The following is an 18,025-nucleotide window of genomic DNA, read 5'->3' on the forward strand; positions in this document are numbered from 1 at the left end:
TTCTAAACGCGAATGAGTCGGCCGGGTGATCGCGGCTCCCCGAACCACCGTGTACACGGGTAGGCGGGGGTCGAGGAAAGTCCGGACTCCATACGGGCACGGTGGTTGCTAACAGCAACCCGGAGTGATCCGCGGGAAAGTGCAACAGAGAGTAGACCGCCTGCCTTCGGGCAGGTAAGGGTGAAAGGGTGCGGTAAGAGCGCACCGGCATGCGTGGTGACACGCGTGGCCAGGTAAACCCCACCGGGAGCAAGGCAAGAGCCCCCGCTTCGTGACGAAGCGGGGGTTGTCGGACGCGACGAGGCTGCCCGCCCATGTCCGAAGGTAGCTGCTTGAGGTCCCCAGCGATGGGAGGCCCAGATGGATGATCACCGCCTGGTTGCCAGGCACAGAATCCGGCTTATAGGCCGGCTCATTCGCGTTGCCCGCTCGTCCTAAACTCAGACGCGTAAAGGTGGGGATATTACTCCTAAACTCGGGGCGAGTAGGGGGTGTCCGAGTTTACCCTGAGGGAGTTATCCACAGGCCGGGCGACGTCGAATGACATGGTGTGAAATCCGTGCCAAGGTGTGCCCATGGGGGAACACGAACTACACGCACTTTTGCACACCATCCTGGACACTCGCCTGCTCAAACGCAACGACGTCTACATCCGCAAAGACATTGCCGACGGCAAGTACGCCTTCCTTGCGCCTACTCAAGTCATTCCCATTCAGGTGCACTCTGCGCTCGAACCGTGGCAGGTCTTCTTCCTGCGCGCTGTGGCGGCGGGGCGCAGCATGCGCAAAGGAATTGTCATCTCGCGCGCCGCGGCGGCGTTGCACGGGATGTGGACAATCGGCAGGGCCCGGGAAGTGGAGGTGGCGTTGCCGAGTGGTGGCACGCCGTCGAAAAGCAAGCGCATGCCGCTGGTGCGCTACCGCGAGGCGACGTTCAGGGACGACGAGGTCGAAGTCCTTCTCGGCGTGCGCACGACAACCGCGCTGCGCACCTTCATCGACGTTGCGCGCTACAACATCTTCGCAGACGGCCTAGTCGCCGCGGACTGGCTGCTTTCCGTGCGCGGCTACACCACTGAGCAGCTGAAACGGGAGGTGCACCGGATGGGCAGGTTCGTTGGCAAGGCCACGGTGCTGCGCTGCGCGGAGTGGGCGACGAGCCTGTCCGATTCGCCTTTCGAGAGCTGGTTCCGCGCCGGGCTCATCGAGCGGGGAGTGCGCGGGTGGCGCTTCCAGCCCGTGATTGGGAAGTATCGACCGGACTTCCTCTTCGACGATTTCCTCATCGTCGAGATCGACGGCAAATCCAAGTACGCCGAGCACACCGCCGCGGTGCTCCTGCGCGAGCGTGATCGAGAACGGGAGCTGACGAACATGGGCTACGTGTTCTTCCGTGTGTACCCCGAGGACGTGATGGGGCGGCTTGACGACGTGCTGGAGCAGATCGACAAGGCGCGGGTGGCGCGCACTCGGCGGCCGGGGGCGTGATCCTCTCCACCCTAAAACCGGACGCCCCCTACCTGCTCTGAGTTGAGGCGGAGCACTCCCATTCCTACGCGGCCGGGTTTAGGGTAAGCGGCGCCCGCGCCCTGCGCCCCGCCGGGATCTTTGCAACAATGGCGGGTTATGAAGCTGTATGCGGCGCCCCTGAACTTTCGAGACATCGCGCGCGAATTCAATGTGCCCACGGAGTTCTCCGCGCAGCAGCACGAGGCCGCGCAGCGCCTGACGGACTCCCTGGCAGCCACGCGTCGGGACGCCCGCGACATCGAGTTCGTCACCATTGACCCGCCCGGCTCGATGGACCTGGACCAGGCCGTGTGCATTGAGCGCTCTGCCAGCGGATACACGGTGCATTACGCCATCGCGGACGTCGCCGCGTTCGTGGTGGGAACTGACAACCCGGTGCGTGAGGAGTCGCTCAAGCGCGGCCAAACGATCTACCTGCCCGACGAGCCCGCGCGCCTGCACCCGCCGGAGCTGAGTGAGGGCTCGGCATCTCTGCTTCCCGACGTCGACCGCCCCGCCGTGCTGTGGACCTTCCAGCTCGACTCCCGCGGCGAGGTCACCGACACCTTCGTCGAGCGTGCGCTCGTGCGCAGCCGCGCGCGGTTCGACTACGACGAGGTGCAGGAGGGGATGGACCGGGGCGTGGTGCACGCGTCGATAAGCTTGCTCGCGGAGGTAGGCACCCTGCGGCAGGAGAGTTCGCTGCGGCGCGAGGCGATCAACCTGCGCCTGCCGAGCGTGCGCGTCGTGGAGACCGATCAGGGGCGCTTCGAGCTGGTCATCGAGCCGCGCCACCCCGTGATGGACTACAACTCCGAGATCTCGCTGCTCACCGGCATGGCCGCGGGCCAGATGATGGTTCAGGCTGGCAAGGGTTTCCTGCGCACGTTGAGCCCCGCCACCAACGGCGCGGAGAAGGAGTTTCGCCAGGAAATGCGCAACCTGGGTTTCCAGATCGGCGACGAGCCGATCGGCGAGTTCCTGGCCAGCGTCAACGCCGACACCCCACGCGGCATGGCCGTGATGCGCGAGGCCCAGAAGCTGCTGCGCGGCGCGGGCTACATCAACCTCGAGGAGAAGGAGCCGGAGGTGCACGCGGGCATCGGCGGCTACTACTCGCACGTTACAGCCCCGCTGCGGCGGCTGATTGACCGCTACGCCACCGAGGTCTGCCTCGCCATCTGCGCCGGCACAGAGCCCCCAGCCTGGGTGGCAGAGGGGGCGAATCAGGTGGTTAAGACGATGGGACGCACCTCCCAGCTGGCCAACACGGTGGATCGGGCGTGCCTGAACCTCACCGAGGCGACCGTGCTCAAGCCGTGGGTGGGGCAGAACTTCCAGGCGGTCGTGTTGAAGACGGAAGCCGAGCGCGACGCATCGCGCATCTTCGTCATTGACCCGCCCGTGCTCGCGCCGTGCCTGGGCCAGCCTGAGGAAGGCGTGGAAACGAGCGTGAGCCTGGTACGCGCGAGCATTGCCGAGCGCGAGGTCACCTTCGCCTGGCCGGCGGACTAAAGCTTATCGACGCTCGCCACAGCGCCCGGTAAAATCTCCACAACCTCGTGGTCCGCGCCCATTGCAGAGAGAAACTCTTGCGCTTTGACCAGCGGAACGAACGCGATCACGGCCTGCGACATCCCAGCCGCCGCCGGGCGCGCGGACACCGCGCCGCGGGCGTGGGCTAATGCCACCAGGTCGTCGGGGGTGACAATGTCGTGGGCCTCCGACGGGGAGTTAAGCAGGGTAAACAGCTCGTCGGTGCGGCGCGAACGCAGCGCCTTCACCGCGGCCAGAGAGCGCAGCGTCTCCGTCTCGCAGTAGCGCACCCACTCGCGCGCCGTCTGCGGGTCCGGGGCGGTGTCAACGCCGGCGACATCGCGGCGCGCCTGGACCCACTCCACAACGCGTTCGGCCGCGCCGGGAAGCTGGCGCAGCGAGGTGATGCCGAAGTTGGTGCAGGCCTCGTCGATGAATTCGCGGCGGGCGGTGATACGCTGCGCCTGCTCAACGTGCGGGGTGCCCAGGGAGCGCGCGACGGAGAAGATGCGCACGCCCAGTCGGCTCGGGTGCGGGGCGTGGGTGACGGAGCCGTCGGCGTAATCAATTACGGAGACCGTGTCGCCTGCGCCGCGCAGCGCGGCTGTGTGGCGGGCGCGCAGGATGGACAGGGAGGAGTTCGCGGATGCGGCCGCCGAGCAGATCTCGGCGAGGCGTGCGCGGGTGGGGGCCTCGTCGAGCTCGGCGGTGCCCGCGAGGTCGGCCAGCGCCAGGGCGAGCGCCGCGTCTCCCGCGTAGAGCGCGCCGAGGCCGCCGCCGGCGGTGATGTCGGAGGCGATCGAGATGTCTAGGCCGGTGATGTCGCGCGAGAGGATCTGGCGCGCGCCCATGGCCTGGATAAGCCCGGCGATGCGCCGCAACGCGCGGGCCTCGAGGGAGGCGGAGGCGTCGGGCAGGGGGGCGTCGAGAAGCGAGGCGAACGGGACCTGCGTTGCCATGGAAAAGCCGCCGGCAGCATCCACGGTGACGCCGAGAACGCCGTCGCTGCGCGGCGACACGGCCGCCGAGACACTCTGATGCGACAAACCCACCACGGTCACGCCCCCGAAGTGATCGACGTTTTCACCGATCAGCACCCACGTTGCCGGAGCGGACGCCACGTGCTTGGCCGTAGCACCCGTCGCCGACTCGTGCAGCTGCGCGGCGCGCTCAACGCTAGACGGGGACTGGTCGGACCACACGGCCATGAGCACACACCCTTTTGGAGAAATTTTGCGAGCAATCGTTGAGCCCAGATTACCAACCCGTCGCGACAGGTAGTCTGGGCCTACTTACAGTAACCGAAACGGAGGAGTCGACAATGGCTGACGAACAGTTCTACTACAACCCCACCACCGGCGAAGTCACCCAGGGCAAGGAATCCGCCTGGGATGAGCGCATGGGCCCCTACGCCACCCGCGAGGAAGCAGAGGCGGCGCTGCAGACCGCCAACGCGCGCAACAAGGAAGCCGACGCAATCGAGGAGGCCGACGAGAACTGGGGCAAGCCGGCCTCCTGGGAGAAGTAAAAACGCTTACACCTTGATCTTGGAAAAGGCTTTCTTCACCTCGCGGATCGCGGCCTCGTAGCCCTCGAGCGCCTCCTCACCACGGGCCAGCTCGCGCTGGTACAGCATGCCGTAGGCGAAGGTGTCCTCGCCGCGGCCCCGAGCCTCTTCGGCGAGGCGCTGGATGCGATCGCGCGAGGTCACCGCGTCCTGGAAGTCGCCGAGCAGCGACTGCAGCGCTTTGCAGGCCTTGGCGAGGCGCTCCGATTTCACGCCCGCACCCTGGGCGGCCACAGCCGCATACCGAAGTTTCTTGGCTGCCTTGCGCACGTCGTGGACGTACTCCTCGCGGTCGTGCAGCGGCAAATCGGTGTCATGGTAGTACTTCTGCACCTTCGCGTCACGCTTGGTAACTTTCTTGAAGCCCTCGGCGAGGTGGTCGTAAAGGATTGCCTTAGACGCGCCCTTGGTCGACTTGTCGTTTCTGCCCGAGTCCTTACCCTTGTCGCCCTCGATCTCGGCGGCGATCTCGGAGCTGACCGGCGGGTTGGCCAGCAGGGCGTCGATGTCGTCGAGAAGCGTCAAGAAGCGCTCGGAGTTGAGCATGCCGACGATCTCCTCGTGCGCGGCCTCGTAGTCGGCGCGCATGTCGTCGCGGATGTGTTCTGCCGCGGCGTCGTCGATAAGCCCGGACTCGTCGGAGTCGAGCAGCTCGATGAAGCGCTCCTCCACAACCTCCGCGTCGCGCGCGACACCCAAGGTTGCGGCGGTGTCTTTCAGCTCGGTCTCGAGGTGTCCGAGTTGCTCGCCTTCCAAGATTCCCTCGAAGGTTTCCAAAAGCGAACGCATCTCACGCGTGGACACGCGCATCTGGTGCACCGAGTCCCACTCGTCGGCACGCACGCGCGGGTCCCAGCTCACGATGGAGTCACGGTGGCCACGCAGCGCTTCGACCACAGCGCCCTCCGGGGACTGAGGGTCGAGCCCCGTCTCTGTCATGTGCGGCGGCAGGGGAGCGGAGTGCAACGAGTCGCCGAGAGCGGTAAACAGCTTCGAGGGCGAGGAGGACTTGCGCGCGCCGGAGGAGATCAAAAAGCTAGTCGCTTGGTGGATCAGCTCGGCACCGGCCTCGGTGCCGGCGGTGAACGCCCCGAGTTCGACTTCCCATTCGCGCCACGACGAGCGCTCGCCGCCTGGCAGGAGCGACCACGCGGTGACGTGGTCGTCGCAAAACTCGGCGACTTTCTCACCCGTCGGGGATCCGAGCGAGATGACGACGCGGCGGTTATCCACCTGGGCAATAGGTGAGAGTTGGGCGTTGCGCACGATGGCGCGGACGTTGTCGGTCAGCTCCGCCGGAATTTCGGAGGGGTTACCCAATTCGGCGCGCATCTCGGTGCGGGCGGAGCCGGCCGGAAGCTTCAGGTGCCAGCCGTCGTCGTCGCCGCCCGTGCGGCGGCGCAGAGTGATCTTCGCCCGCGTCAGGCGCAGATCGTCCGTGTCGTAGTAAATCGCGGTCAGGTTGTGCTCCTCGGTGGACAAGATCTCATCCACCCCCGGCAGTTGTGTCAGGTCGGGAATGCCGGTGGTCTCGTCGACCGCTAGCTTGACCTCCACTTCGAGGAAAGTCTCTACGTCAGATTCCGCGTTGCCTGTTTTCTCAGACATGGGTCACCGGCCTTTCTGTTAACACATCGGTACATACGACTTTACCGGGATGAACACGTAAACGGCGCTAGAGTAGGCGGGTATGAACAGCCAACAGGAAAACGTGCTTCAAAAGGTCGATGAACAGGACATTTCGTTTATCCGGCTGTGGTTTACGGATATTTTGGGCTCTCTGAAGACGATTATGATGTCGCCAGCGGAGCTTGAGGCGGCCTTCGATGAGGGCGTCGGCTTCGACGGCTCCTCCATTGAAGGGTTTTCGCGGATCTCCGAATCCGATACGCTGTTGCGCCCCGACCCGTCGACCTACCAGGCGCTGCCCTTCGACGAGGAAGTTGGCCTGCAAACGGCCCGGATGTTCTGCGACATCACCATGCCCGACGGTGAGCCGCTGTTCGCGGATCCGCGCCAGGTTTTGCGCCGGCAAATCCAGGAGGCGCGCGACGCCGGCTTCGAGTTTATGGCCAGCCCCGAAATTGAGTTCTACGCGGTCAAGCCGGTGCAGCCCGGAGAGATGCCGCGCCCGGCGGACTACGGTGGTTACTTCGATCAGGCCAAGCGCAACGTGGCACCGAAGTTTCGCCGCATGTCCATCTCCGCGCTCGAGTACATGGGTATTGTCACCGAGTTCTCCCACCATGAGGCCTCGCCGGGGCAGCAGGAGATCGACCTGCGCCACACCAACGCCCTGACGATGGCGGACAACATTGTCACCTTCCGCTACATCGTCAAAACCATCGCGGAGGCCAACGGCATCCACGCGACGTTCATGCCCAAGCCGTTCGCGGATAGGGACGGCTCCGCGATGCACACCCATTTCTCGCTGTTCGAGGGCGAAACCAACGCGTTCCACGACCCCGACGATGAGTTTTCCCTGTCCAAGACGGGCCGCCAGTTCATCGCCGGCATCATCGAGCACGCCAACGAAATCTCGGCAGTGACCAACCAGTGGGTCAATTCCTACAAGCGCCTGCAGTTCGGCTCCGAGGCGCCCACCGCCGCGACGTGGGGCGTGTCCAACCGCTCAGCGATGGTGCGCGTTCCCACCTACCGGCTGCACAAGGCGGATTCGCGCCGCATCGAGGTGCGGTCGCTCGACTCCGCCTGCAACCCTTACCTCGCGTTCGCCGCGGTGCTCGCCGCGGGCTTGAAGGGAATCAACGAGGGCTACGAGCTCGATGAGCCAGCGCGTGACGACGTCTTCTCCTTGACGCGCCGGGAGCGCCGCGCGATGGGCTACCGGGATCTGCCGAACTCGCTGGACCAGGCGCTGCGGCACATGGAGAAGTCGGAGTTCATGGCCGAGGTGCTCGGTGAGCAGGTCTACGAGTTCTTCCTGCGCTCGAAGTGGGACGAGTGGCACAACTACACCTCCCAGATCACCCGCTGGGAGATCGACAACCACCTAGACCTCTGACATGGGCGTTGTAGAAGATCTCGGTTTTTCCGGCGATGACCTGGTCGCCATGCGCTCCGCCGTGGCCGGCGCCGCCGACCCGGAGCTCGCCGCGCACACCTTGTCGCGCTTGGCCGAAGCCCTCGGCGACGATGTCGCGGACCTGCGGTCGTCGCTTAGTTCCAACACGGTGCTACGCACCCGACTGTTTGCCCTGCTCGGTGGGTCGACCGCGTTGGGGGATCACTTGGTGGCGCACCCCGAGCAGTGGCGCCTGTTGGAAAAGACGCTGCCCGAGCCCGACGAGGTAATGCGCACCATGCTCGACGCTGTCGAAGCGGTGCCGGAGCCCGGCTCAACGGCGAATGAGGCGCGTACCGCCGCGGGCACCTACCGCGCTGGTGAGACGTACTTCGACGGTACGAACGCGCGCAACGCGCTGCGCTACGCGTACCGCACCCTGATCATGCGTTTCGCGGCGGCTGACCTGGCGGGCACCTTCGCATCTACGAATCGGGGCGGCGACGCCCAGCCCATGATGGGCTACCGGGCGATTACCCACATGCTGACCGTGTGCGCGGACGCCGCGCTCACGGCGGCGCTGGCGGTGGCGATGCGCGTGGTCTTCAACGACGACGAGGCGGACTGTAGCCTCGCCGTGCTGGCAATGGGCAAGTGCGGCGCCGGCGAGCTGAACTACATCTCCGATGTGGACGTCATCTTCGTCGCCGAGCCCGCGAACGCTAACGCGACCAAGCTGGCCTCGGAGTTCATCAAGCTGGGTTCGGCCTGCTTCTTCGACGTCGACGCCAACTTGCGCCCGGAGGGCAAATCCGGTGCGCTGGTGCGCACGCTGGATTCACACCTGGCCTATTACAAAAGGTGGGCGGAGACCTGGGAGTTCCAGGCGCTGCTCAAGGCCCGCCCAATGACGGGCGACATAGAGCTCGGGCAGCACTACGTCGACGCGCTCGCCCCGCTGGTGTGGGAGGCGAGCCAGCGCGAGTCGTTCGTCGATGACATTCAGGCGATGCGTCGGCGCGTGTTGGAAAATGTGCCGAAGGATATGCGCCTACGCGAGCTGAAGCTGGGCCACGGGGGGTTGCGCGACGTTGAGTTCGCGGTCCAGTTGCTGCAGCTTGTTCACGGGCGTTTCGATGAAACGCTGCGCAACCCCAACACCGTCGTCGCGCTCGAAGCTCTCACCAAGGGCGGTTACATCGGCCGCGAGGACGCGCGCCAGCTCATCGACGCCTATGGGTTCCTGCGGCTGCTCGAGCACCGTCTGCAGCTGCACCGCTTCAAACGCACGCACACACTCCCGGCCAACGACGATGATGCTGCCCGGCGCTGGCTTGCCCGCTCCGCCGGTTTCACCCCGTACCGCCAGAAAAGCGCCGTGGAGCGAATGGATGAGAAGCTACGCACGGTACGCAAATCCGTCTCTCAGCTTCACGAGAGGCTGTTCTACCGCCCGCTCCTGTCCGCCGTGGTGGACCTGTCCGTCGGCGAAGCGACGCTGTCGGCCGATACGGTCAAGGCCCAGCTCAAGGCGCTGGGCTACCGCCACCCGGCCCGCGCCTACGAGCACTTGAGTGCGCTGGTTAAGGGCAGCTCGCGCAAGGCGAAGCTGCAGGCGATTTTGCTGCCGACGCTGATGAAGTGGCTCGGCGACACCGCCGACCCGGGCGCCGGCCTGCTCAACTACCGCAAGCTCTCCGAGGCGGCGGAGGACAAAAGCTGGTTCCTGCGCATGCTTCGCGACGAGGGCGTGGTCGGCCAGCGCCTCATGCACATTCTGGGGACCTCTCCCTACATCGCGGACCTCATCATTGCGTCTCCGGACGTGGTGCAGTTGCTCGGCGACGGTGCGAGCGGGCCGAAGCTCCTCGACGTCGCTCCCGACCAGGTGTACAAGGCGATCCTCGCCGCCACGAAGCGCCATGAGGACCCGGTCCGCGCGGTGGGGATTGCGCGCTCGCTGCGCCGCGCGGACCTCGCACGCATCGCCGCCGCCGACCTGCTTGGCTTCATGGATGTGCGCCAGGTGTGCATCGAGTTGACCTGGGTGTGGGAGGCGGTGCTTGAGGCCGCGCTGCGCGCGGAAATTCGCGCTGACCTGCAGGCTTCGGGCAAGCAGGATCCGCCCGCACGCATCGCGGTGATCGGCATGGGTCGCCTCGGCGGCGCCGAGCTTGGTTACGGTTCCGACGCCGATGTGATGATCGTCGCTGAGCCTGCGGACGGGGTGGAGGAATCCGAGGCGGTGGCCTGGGCTGTTCGCATCATCGATCAGATGCGCACGCGCCTGTCCACCCCCTCGGGCGACCCGCCCCTGGAGGTGGATCTGGGCCTGCGCCCGGAGGGGCGCTCGGGGGCGGTGGCGCGCACCATCGCCTCCTACGAGCGCTACTACCGAGAGTGGGGCGAGGTGTGGGAGAAGCAAGCCCTGCTTCGCGCCACCGAGATCGCTGGTGACGAAGAGGTAGGCAAGGCATTTCTGCGCGCGATCGACCCGTTCCGCTACCCGGAGTCCGGGGCGTCGAAGGCAGACATCCGCGAAATCCGGCGCATCAAGGCGCGCGTGGACGACGAGCGCCTGCCCCGCGGCGCGGACCGCGCCACCCACACGAAGCTTGGCCGCGGCGCGCTTAGCGACGTCGAGTGGACCGTGCAGCTTCTGACGATGATGCACGCCCACAACCACCCGCGGTTGCACAACACCTCAACGCTGCAGGTGCTCGATTACCTCGACGAGCTCGACGATCCGGAGGTGATCCGCGGCGCCCAGGCCCGCACGCTGCGCACCGCGTGGCTCGCGGCGACGAACGCGCGAAACGCGCTGGTGCTGGTCTCGGGCAAGCGCACGGATCAGTTGCCCGCGCCGGGCCCGCAGCTCGCGCAGGTTGCAGGCTCCGCGGGCTACGACCCGGAGGACCAGCAGCAGTTCCTGGAGGACTACCTGCGCGATACGCGCCGGGCACACCAGGTTGTCGAAGAGGTGTTCTGGGGTGAGGTCCCGTCGCTGGAGTTCAATTAGCCATACACTGGGCGGGTATGGCTATCAATTTGAGTGTTGACGTGAGTTCGGCGACGTTCGCGGACCTGGCTGCGTTGGTGGAGGCGGCGCGTGCGGCGGGCGTCGATAAGCGAGCTGCTCTCGAGCTCGACGGCACGACGCTTGTTGTGCGGGCGGAGTCGCCGGTTGCGACGCCGGCGAAGCGTGAGACGGGGTCCGCGCCGCTTGGCGACGCCGCAATCCGGTCCGTCATCGACATCCTCAACGGGCGCCTCGAGCCGCCGCGCGCGTAGGGGAGTGCTTGAGGTCTAGCAGCTATACCTCAGCTCGTGGGGTGTCACATTTGTCACAGGCGACCTGGGGTTTTCCGGGGTGCTGGGGCTTGAGGTCGAGCAGCTATACCTCAGCGCGTGGGGTGTCACACTAGTCACATGCGACTTGCACTTTTTCAAAGTGCCCCGCGTTGAGGTCTAGGAGCTATACCTCAGCGCCCAGGCCGCCACCTCAGCAACACGCGACCTGCACTTTCCCAAAACCCGAACGCTTGAGGTCTAGCAGCTATACTTCAGCACCCGGACCCCGAGCTACCGCGCGCGCCTGCCACGGACCACGTAGTAACGCGAGGTGAACAACCCGGCGAGCAGCATGCCCCAGAGGATGAATGCGGCAACCCAGGCGTAGCGGAAGTCGCCCCAGGTGTAGTTGCCTTCGGGCGCTGCGGCGTCGAGAAGCAGGCCGATGAGTTGCGCGGAAATCATGCCGGTGAAAAAGCCTCCCATGTTGCCCAGGCCCGTGCCGGAGGCGACGATGCTGCGCGGCATTTCCTCGCGGATGGTGTCGAACCCGAAGTTCGACACCGGCGTGGCCAGGCCCATAATCACGGCGAGCACGATGAGCGCACCGAAGCCGCGGGAAGTGGGGGAGGCGAAGAAGATGATCCAGGCGACGCAGTGCAGCGATGCGACCAGCGCTGCGGCGAGGTCGCGGTTTTCGCCCGTGCGCCCCGACAGTGGTGCGAGGCACGGCCCGCCGAGCATCGTGGTCACCGTAAACGCCGTCAGCACCGTCCCCGCCTGGGCGGCGCTTAAGCCCATGCCCTGGATCATCAGCGGCATGCCCCAGAGCAGTGCGAAGTTGATCATGAAGAACATGCCCAGGCCGTGGATGGTGAACGCCTCCCAGCACAGTGGCGAACGCAACACGCGAGCGACGATCTCGCGCACCGGAATTCGCGTTGTCGTCTCTGTTTTCACCAGCGCGTCGGGCGAATCCGCCACGGCGACAAACGCCGCGAGCGCGACGAGTGTCCCCACCGCGCCGAGTGAGACAAAGGCAACCGTCCAGCCCCGGGCTTGAAGCAGGTGGAGAAACGGGATCGCCGACAGGAATTGTCCGAGTTGGCCGGTTGCCGAGGTCAGTTGCGTAAACAGCGGCGTGCGGCGCATCGGAAACCAGTAGGACAACAGGCGCAGCGCGGAGAGGAACGCGGTGGCGTCGCCCGCGCCGATGAGCACGCGCGCGGCAATGGCCAGCGGGTAGGAGTCAGTGAATCCGAGGATGACCTGGCCGGTGGCCATGACCAGCGCTCCTGTCACGAGCATGAATCGCGGGCCGCGGCGGTCGATGAGTAGTCCCACCGGGATCTGCGCCAGCGCGTACACGCCGACCTGCACGGAAGTAAACAATGCGATGCGCGAGGCGTCGACGTCGAAGCGGTCCATTGCGGCGAGCCCCGCCACCCCGAAGGAGGTTCGCCCCGTCACCGCCACGACGTAGACGGCCACCGCCGCAAGCCAGATCACTACAGCTCGGGGGGTTACGCGGTCACGGGGGTGGAAAGAGGACATGTGAGTGAACGTACTCCAGGGCCCCGCCTTGTACAGTGGTAGACCGTGGATTACATTTCAACGCGCGATTCCAAGGTCGCGGCCGCCAAGTTCACCGACATCCTCTTGATGGGCCTCGCCCCCGACGGTGGTCTTTATCTTCCGGCCGTCTACCCGCGCATTACGCCCGATCTTCTCGACGCGTGGCGCACGCTTCTCGACGCCCAAGGCTACGCAGCCCTCGCCGCCGAGGTGGTTAAGCTCTTCGTCGACGACATCCCGCCGGCGCAGATCGAGGAGATCACCGCGCGTGCCTACCGCACCCCGGTGTTTTCCACCGAGGAGATCGTCCCGGTAACAAAGCTCGACGAAGCTCTCTACATCGCGCACTTGTCCGAAGGGCCAACCGCGGCGTTCAAGGACATCGCGATGCAGTTGCTCGGCGAGCTGTTCGAGTACGAGCTGGCCCGCCGCGGCGAGGAGCTCAACATCCTCGGCGCCACCTCAGGCGACACCGGATCTTCCGCTGAGCACGCAATGCGTGGGCGCGACAACATCCGCGTGTTTATGCTGACCCCAGCCGGGCGCATGACCGCGTTCCAGCAGGCACAAATGTTCGGCCTTGACGATCCCAACATCTTCAACATCGCCCTCGATGGTGTCTTCGACGACTGCCAGGACGTGGTCAAGGAGGTGTCCGCGGACGCGGCGTTTAAGGCTAAGTACCGCATTGGAGCAGTCAACTCCATTAACTGGGCGCGGCTTGTGGCCCAGACGGTGTACTACATTTCCACTTACCTGCGCGTCACCGAGTCCAACGACGAGCAGCTTTCCTTCTGCGTGCCCACCGGCAACTTCGGTGACATCTGTGCAGGCCATGTGGTCAAGCAGATGGGGCTGCCGATTGACAAGCTTATCGTGGCCACCAACGAAAACGACGTGCTGCACGACTTTTTCTCCGGCGGCAACTACCGCCCGCGCTCGGCGGCCGAGACCCATGCAACCTCTAGTCCGTCGATGGACATCTCGCGAGCCTCGAACTTCGAGCGTTTCATTTTCGATGCCACCGGGCGCAACGCCGCCGTGACCGCGGAGCTGTTCGCAGTGAAAGCGAAGCAGGGCGGCTTCTCCGCGGACGATCTCGGTGACCCAGAGTGCATGGAGCGCATCCGCGAGGACTTTGGTTTTCTTTCAGGCACGTCCACCCACGCCGACAGGGTGGCCACGATCAAGGCTGTCCACGAGAAGTACGACTACCTGATCGACCCGCACACCGCTGACGGCATGTTTGTCGCGCGAGGTGTCGCGCAGCAGGTTGATACCCCGATCGTGGTGTTGGAGACTGCGCTGCCGGTGAAGTTCTCGGAGACGATCACCGAGGCGCTGGGCTTCGCCCCGGATGTGCCTGAGAGGTTCGCACACATCTTGGATGCCGAGCGCCACGTTGTGGACCTGCCCAACGATGCCGATAAGGTGAAGGACTACATTATCGACTCGATCCAGAGCACGGACGTTTAGCGCTTGAGTTTCAAGGGGGCAAGTTATGGCACAGGAGCAGTTCGCGGGCAAGGAGTACTTCGCGGAATTCGACCCGGAGAAGTTCATCAACGACCTGAAGAATAACCAGGCTGAGAACGACGACACCCAGGACAGCCTCAGTGAGCAGTCCTAATCCGCAATCGGCGCGGCACGCGGCCCCCGTGCGGGGCGTCGGGATTGGAGCTTGGACGACGATCCTGGTCATCACCCTGTTCACGGTTGCGATGATCGTGTGGGCGGGGATCAACGCGTCGCAGTTTCCGACCGCCACCATCCAACAGCGCCAGGCGCTCGAGGCCGTGCAGACCCCGGGCGACAACGCCGGCGCCCCGCCAGCGGCCCCGGCGGAGGTCGCTCCGGGCGAGGTGGTCAACGTCGTTCGCATGCCCAGCTTCGCCCTGTGGGCGCCGGGCACGCTGATCCAATCCACGGATCACTACCCGCGCCCCGGCGAGGCCTTTACCGCGCAGTCGTGCACCGTCGCGTTTTCTTTCAGCAACGCCGAGGGCCGGAACTTCGCCGTCACGGCTGGCCACTGCGGTCGCGAGGGGGATCTGGTGTGGCCGACAAACGCGACCACGGCGCAGGACTACGCGACCGAGGTGGGCCACTTCATTTACTCGGGCCTCTACAGCGAGGGCGCGCCGGATATTGACGTTGCCGTGATCGAGATCACGGACCCGCAGCGGTACATGTCGCTGGTGGGCGACCCGATCGAGACCGGGATCGCGCAAGATTTGGCTACCCCGCCGGGCTACATCTGCAAAACGGGAGGCACCACCGGTTACACCTGTGGGCAGTTCCAGGAGACGGGCCGCGTGCAGATCATCACGACCGATTCCGATGTCACCCGCGAGACAAAGGGCGATATCGCCGCGGTCTGCGCAGCCAAGGGGGATTCAGGCGGGCCGGTGTTCCAGGACGTCAACGGGCGCGCCACCATCATCGGCGTCGTTTCCGGCACCGAGGCAGGCCGTTCAGCGGAGGAGTGCTACGAGGGGATGGACAACCCGAGGCTGATGTCGTACTCGAACGTGGATCAGACGATGCAGGTCATCAACGCGGTTGTGCCGGACGCGTTGTGGGAGATTCGCAGCGTCTAACCGCGTTGCTGCGCGTCCCACTTTTCGCGGAATGCCTCCCCGGTGGGATCCTCGAAATGTGCGTCCGACCGATCAACGCGCGGACCGTACTTTTCCTGCACGCGGACCTTCTCGGGGTCGTAGGCAGTGAGAACGAGCTGGTCGGTGGGGGCTACCGGTTCACGGTCATCCCAGCTGTCGACGATCGCATCGGCTGCGGAGGTGGAATTGCTGAACCAGGTCATGGCCACCATGTGCTCAACGGGGCGGCCGGGGTAGAAGTAGAAGGACACGGAGTCGGTCGTGCCGGCCAACGCGTCGGTGACGTAGCTCTCAATGGTCGCCGGGCCGGGGGAGTTGTAGCAGTATCCCCAGAGGTTGATCCGCAGGTTGTCCTGCGTGCGCACCGTCATGTTGTCGACGCAGTTTTGCTCGAGGAGCCGCGAGACGTGGCCTGAGAATTCCGCCAGACTGGCTTCCGCAGTGTCGGTCATCGTGCCGGTGAGTGTCACGCCCGTCGACGTTCGCGCGGTGGCGGCGTCCGCGATCAGGTAAGCGCGCACGGAGGCGTCGACGTTGTCCACGCTCGTTTCCACTGGGTTGAACGGCCGCAGCGGCTTGCCGACGCTCGGGGGAGCGTCCTCGTGAGAGCTCGCCGTGTCTGCCAGGACAATGCCGCCGGCGATCAGCCCGATGAGCACGGCGCCGTAAGCGACGGTGAACACCGGCGCGGGCAGCGCACGCAGCATCCGGATGTTGGCGTCGACGGGCTCGTTAGCTGGGGCATCGGCAAGCTGGGGCTCGGTCATGATGGTTGGCAATTCTAGCCCACGGTTGCAGCGATACACTTGAGCCATGCCCATTCCCGAGTTCATCGTTGCCATGCGCGAAAAGATCGGCACGGATCTGATGTGGCTGCCGTCGGTGACAGCGATTGTGTTGCGCGACTCGACCACCGATTCGCCCTGGGCGGTGCCCGATGTGCTGCTGGTGAAGCGCTCCGATAACGGTGAGTGGACGCCGGTGACGGGGATCTGCGATCCGGGCGAGGAGCCGCACCACGCCGCCGAGCGTGAGGTGTTCGAGGAGACCGGTGTCGCCGCGCGGTCGGTGGCGCTGCTTGGCGTGGGGTCGGTGGGGCCGATCACCCACGTCAATGGCGATCGCGCCTCGTACATGTCGGTGCAGCTGCGCCTGGAGGCGGACGACCCGGCCGCGCAGCCCGTGGTGGGCGACGATGAGTCCGTCGACGTCGGGTGGTTTCCGATCTCCTCGATGCCGGTGACGGACCCGAGATGGCGCCTGGTGATCGCGGACGCTGCTTCGCAACGCCGCCACCCCGGGCAGTTCGTGCCCCGGCTGGGGCTGACCAAGCGCTGATGCGTTTCGGTATCGACGTCTCCGAGCACCAGGACGGGTTGTCACTGGCCGCCTCGGGCGCATCATTCGTGGTGCTGCGCACGACGGACGGCACCTACCGCGACCACGTTTTCGCCTCCCACCTCGACGACGCGCGCAGTGCCGGTATTGAGGTGGAAACCTATCATTACCTGCGTAGCCCTTCCGAGGGCACGAGCGTGGGAGAGCAGGTCGAGGCCAGTCTCGCCGTGTTACAGGACCTGCGTGTGCCCATGTGGCTCGACTGCGAGACCCCGGCGGGTTTAGCGCTTGACGACGTCGCCCGCGCGCACTCCCTCTTCACCTCTGCGGGCGTTGACGTTGCCGGCATCTACACCTCGCGTCGCTGGTGGCGTTGGCGCATGCTCGGAGCTGACACCCGGCCTTTCGGGAAGCTGTGGTTAGCTGAGTACGGAGCCGACGACGGAAGCTACCCTGGCGATTCCGCGTGGCCGAAGGCGGTGGGCAAGCAGGTGCCCGCGATGTGGCAGTTCACCTCGCGCGGCCGTGTGCCCGGATACGGGGGCGACGTCGATGTGAATGCGCGGCGCTAGAGTGCAAGGCATGAGGATTCTGATTGTGGGTGCCGGTGGCGTCGGCGGGTATTTCGGCGGGCTGCTCGCGAAGGCGGGACAAGATGTCGGTTTCATTGCTCGCGGGGAGACGCTTGACGCATTGCGCGGCTCCGGGCTGCGGTTGACTAGCCCGGAGGGTGCAACCACCGTGACGGATTTCGTGGCGGGTCAGGGCGCTGAGGAGGTCGTCGACAAGCTAGGCGGCGTCGATGTGGTCATCGTCGCGTCCAAGGCGCTGCCCGGCAACGCCACCTTCGCGGACGTGAACACCGTGCCTGACGTACCGGTGGTAACCACGCACAACTCCGTGGAGGTGCACTTTGACGCCGCGGAAGTGTTCGGGGCCGAGCGCGTGCTCGCCGGGGTCGTGCGCGGTTACATGACCCGCACCGCGCCAGCGAAGATCACGCTCAACCCTGGGCCGCTCTCGCTTAGCTTCGGGTTGCTTCCTGGGGTCACCGAGACGCCGGAAGTTGCGCCGTTGCTTGTCGACGCCCTGAAGAACGCCGGGATCGGTTCGACGTACCACGGTGCTGACGGGGTCGTGTTGACCGATGTGTGGATGAAGGCGATGTTCGTCGCCACCACGGGCGTGCTCGGGGCGGTGGCGCAACGGCCGCTCGGCTACCTGCGTACCGAGCTGCGGCCGCAACTCAGGGGCCTGATGGAGGAAGTCTTCGCCGCGGGCCGCGCGCTGGGGGTGGAGCTTAGTGACGACGCCGTAGAGACAAACCTCGCCATCTGCGACGCGCAGTACGAGCAGGCGACGAGCTCCATGCACCGCGATATTGCGGCGGGCTTGCCCAATGAGCTGGACGCGCAGGTGGGGGCGCTGCGGCGGATGGCGCAGCGGGGCGGTGTTCAGACCCCGCTTTTGGACATGGTGTACGCGCTGGCCCTGACGCGCTAGATGTTTGCCTGCCGCCGGGCTATAACATCAGTGATACGTCATCAAAAGAAGAGAAGCAACA

The 18,025-nt window shown here is 65.4% G+C and carries 16 protein-coding genes and 1 other RNA gene; 13 read left to right on the plus strand and 4 right to left on the minus strand.

Going from position 1 to position 18,025, the window contains the following annotated elements; translation table 11 throughout:
• Window positions 1-13: 13 nt before the first annotated feature.
• The 3 genes from rnpB (at window position 14) to E3227_RS07250 (ending at window position 3,023) form a co-directional block, all read left to right on the plus strand.
• An RNA gene (rnpB, locus tag E3227_RS07240) (RNase P RNA component class A) lies at window positions 14-419 on the plus strand.
• 156 nt (window positions 420-575) lie between these two features.
• The gene (locus tag E3227_RS07245) at window positions 576-1,487 is read left to right on the plus strand and encodes an endonuclease domain-containing protein (RefSeq protein ID WP_144318041.1); all 912 of its coding nucleotides are present in this window, start codon (window positions 576-578) and stop codon (window positions 1,485-1,487) included.
• 138 nt (window positions 1,488-1,625) lie between these two features.
• A complete protein-coding gene (locus E3227_RS07250) occupies window positions 1,626-3,023 on the plus strand; it encodes an RNB domain-containing ribonuclease (protein ID WP_144318042.1) in 1,398 nt (465 codons plus the stop codon).
• Here E3227_RS07250 and E3227_RS07255 read toward each other — a convergent pair.
• A complete protein-coding gene (locus tag E3227_RS07255) occupies window positions 3,020-4,252 on the minus strand; it encodes a galactokinase family protein (RefSeq protein ID WP_144318043.1) in 1,233 nt (410 codons plus the stop codon). The two genes, E3227_RS07250 and E3227_RS07255, sit on opposite strands and share 4 nt — an antisense overlap.
• A gap of 113 nt (window positions 4,253-4,365) precedes the next feature.
• Here E3227_RS07255 and E3227_RS07260 point away from each other — a divergent pair, with 113 nt between their 5' ends.
• Window positions 4,366-4,572: a hypothetical protein gene (locus E3227_RS07260; protein WP_136651453.1), complete on the plus strand. Its 207-nt coding sequence runs from the start codon at window positions 4,366-4,368 to the stop codon at window positions 4,570-4,572.
• 6 nt (window positions 4,573-4,578) lie between these two features.
• On the opposite strand, the gene E3227_RS07265 is transcribed toward E3227_RS07260, so the two are convergent.
• Window positions 4,579-6,219, minus strand: coding sequence for a CYTH and CHAD domain-containing protein (locus tag E3227_RS07265; protein WP_144318044.1), 1,641 nt, complete (start codon window positions 6,217-6,219; stop codon window positions 4,579-4,581).
• Window positions 6,220-6,301: 82 nt separating this feature from the next.
• Here E3227_RS07265 and glnA point away from each other — a divergent pair, with 82 nt between their 5' ends.
• Genes glnA through E3227_RS07280 form a run of 3 tightly spaced genes read left to right on the plus strand, consistent with a single transcriptional unit; the run spans window position 6,302 to window position 10,927 of the window.
• On the plus strand, window positions 6,302-7,636 hold the full coding sequence (gene glnA, locus E3227_RS07270) for a type I glutamate--ammonia ligase (protein WP_144318045.1): 1,335 nt from the start codon (window positions 6,302-6,304) through the stop codon (window positions 7,634-7,636).
• 1 nt (window position 7,637) lies between these two features.
• Window positions 7,638-10,655, plus strand: coding sequence for a bifunctional [glutamine synthetase] adenylyltransferase/[glutamine synthetase]-adenylyl-L-tyrosine phosphorylase (locus tag E3227_RS07275; protein ID WP_144318046.1), 3,018 nt, complete (start codon window positions 7,638-7,640; stop codon window positions 10,653-10,655).
• 17 nt (window positions 10,656-10,672) lie between these two features.
• Complete coding sequence (locus E3227_RS07280; protein ID WP_144318047.1) at window positions 10,673-10,927, plus strand: hypothetical protein; 255 nt, start codon at window positions 10,673-10,675, stop codon at window positions 10,925-10,927.
• Between the two features lie 291 nt (window positions 10,928-11,218).
• Here the strand turns inward: E3227_RS07280 and E3227_RS07285 are convergent, their stop codons facing one another.
• Complete coding sequence (locus E3227_RS07285) at window positions 11,219-12,481, minus strand: MFS transporter (protein WP_246062650.1); 1,263 nt, start codon at window positions 12,479-12,481, stop codon at window positions 11,219-11,221.
• Window positions 12,482-12,526: 45 nt separating this feature from the next.
• On the opposite strand from E3227_RS07285, the gene thrC reads away from it, so the two are divergent.
• The 3 genes from thrC to E3227_RS07295 are packed head-to-tail and all read left to right on the plus strand — an operon-like array spanning window position 12,527 to window position 15,102.
• On the plus strand, window positions 12,527-13,978 hold the full coding sequence (gene thrC, locus E3227_RS07290; RefSeq protein ID WP_144318048.1) for a threonine synthase: 1,452 nt from the start codon (window positions 12,527-12,529) through the stop codon (window positions 13,976-13,978).
• 25 nt (window positions 13,979-14,003) lie between these two features.
• The gene (locus E3227_RS11820) at window positions 14,004-14,132 is read left to right on the plus strand and encodes a hypothetical protein (protein WP_258562603.1); all 129 of its coding nucleotides are present in this window, start codon (window positions 14,004-14,006) and stop codon (window positions 14,130-14,132) included.
• Window positions 14,119-15,102 carry a trypsin-like serine protease gene (locus E3227_RS07295; RefSeq protein ID WP_246062651.1) on the plus strand — a complete coding sequence of 328 codons (984 nt, stop codon included), beginning with the start codon at window positions 14,119-14,121 and terminating at the stop codon, window positions 15,100-15,102. The genes E3227_RS11820 and E3227_RS07295 overlap by 14 nt, the downstream gene beginning before the upstream one ends.
• Here E3227_RS07295 and E3227_RS07300 read toward each other — a convergent pair.
• Window positions 15,099-15,890, minus strand: coding sequence for a hypothetical protein (locus tag E3227_RS07300; RefSeq protein WP_144318049.1), 792 nt, complete (start codon window positions 15,888-15,890; stop codon window positions 15,099-15,101). The genes E3227_RS07295 and E3227_RS07300 overlap by 4 nt on opposite strands.
• A gap of 46 nt (window positions 15,891-15,936) precedes the next feature.
• Between E3227_RS07300 and E3227_RS07305 the strand changes: the two genes are divergently transcribed.
• From E3227_RS07305 to E3227_RS07315, 3 genes are read left to right on the plus strand one after another with little or no spacing between them, the layout of a single operon-like run.
• The gene (locus E3227_RS07305; RefSeq protein ID WP_144318050.1) at window positions 15,937-16,461 is read left to right on the plus strand and encodes an NUDIX hydrolase; all 525 of its coding nucleotides are present in this window, start codon (window positions 15,937-15,939) and stop codon (window positions 16,459-16,461) included.
• Window positions 16,461-17,033 (plus strand): glycoside hydrolase family 25 protein, encoded by a 573-nt coding sequence (locus tag E3227_RS07310; RefSeq protein WP_136651461.1) that lies wholly within the window; start codon window positions 16,461-16,463, stop codon window positions 17,031-17,033. Before E3227_RS07305 ends, E3227_RS07310 begins: the two co-directional genes overlap by 1 nt.
• Before the next feature lie 10 nt (window positions 17,034-17,043).
• Complete coding sequence (locus tag E3227_RS07315; RefSeq protein ID WP_144318051.1) at window positions 17,044-17,964, plus strand: 2-dehydropantoate 2-reductase; 921 nt, start codon at window positions 17,044-17,046, stop codon at window positions 17,962-17,964.
• Window positions 17,965-18,025: the final 61 nt, after the last annotated feature.

Source organism: Corynebacterium sanguinis (genome assembly GCF_007641235.1).
Lineage (GTDB): Bacteria > Actinomycetota > Actinomycetes > Mycobacteriales > Mycobacteriaceae > Corynebacterium > Corynebacterium sanguinis.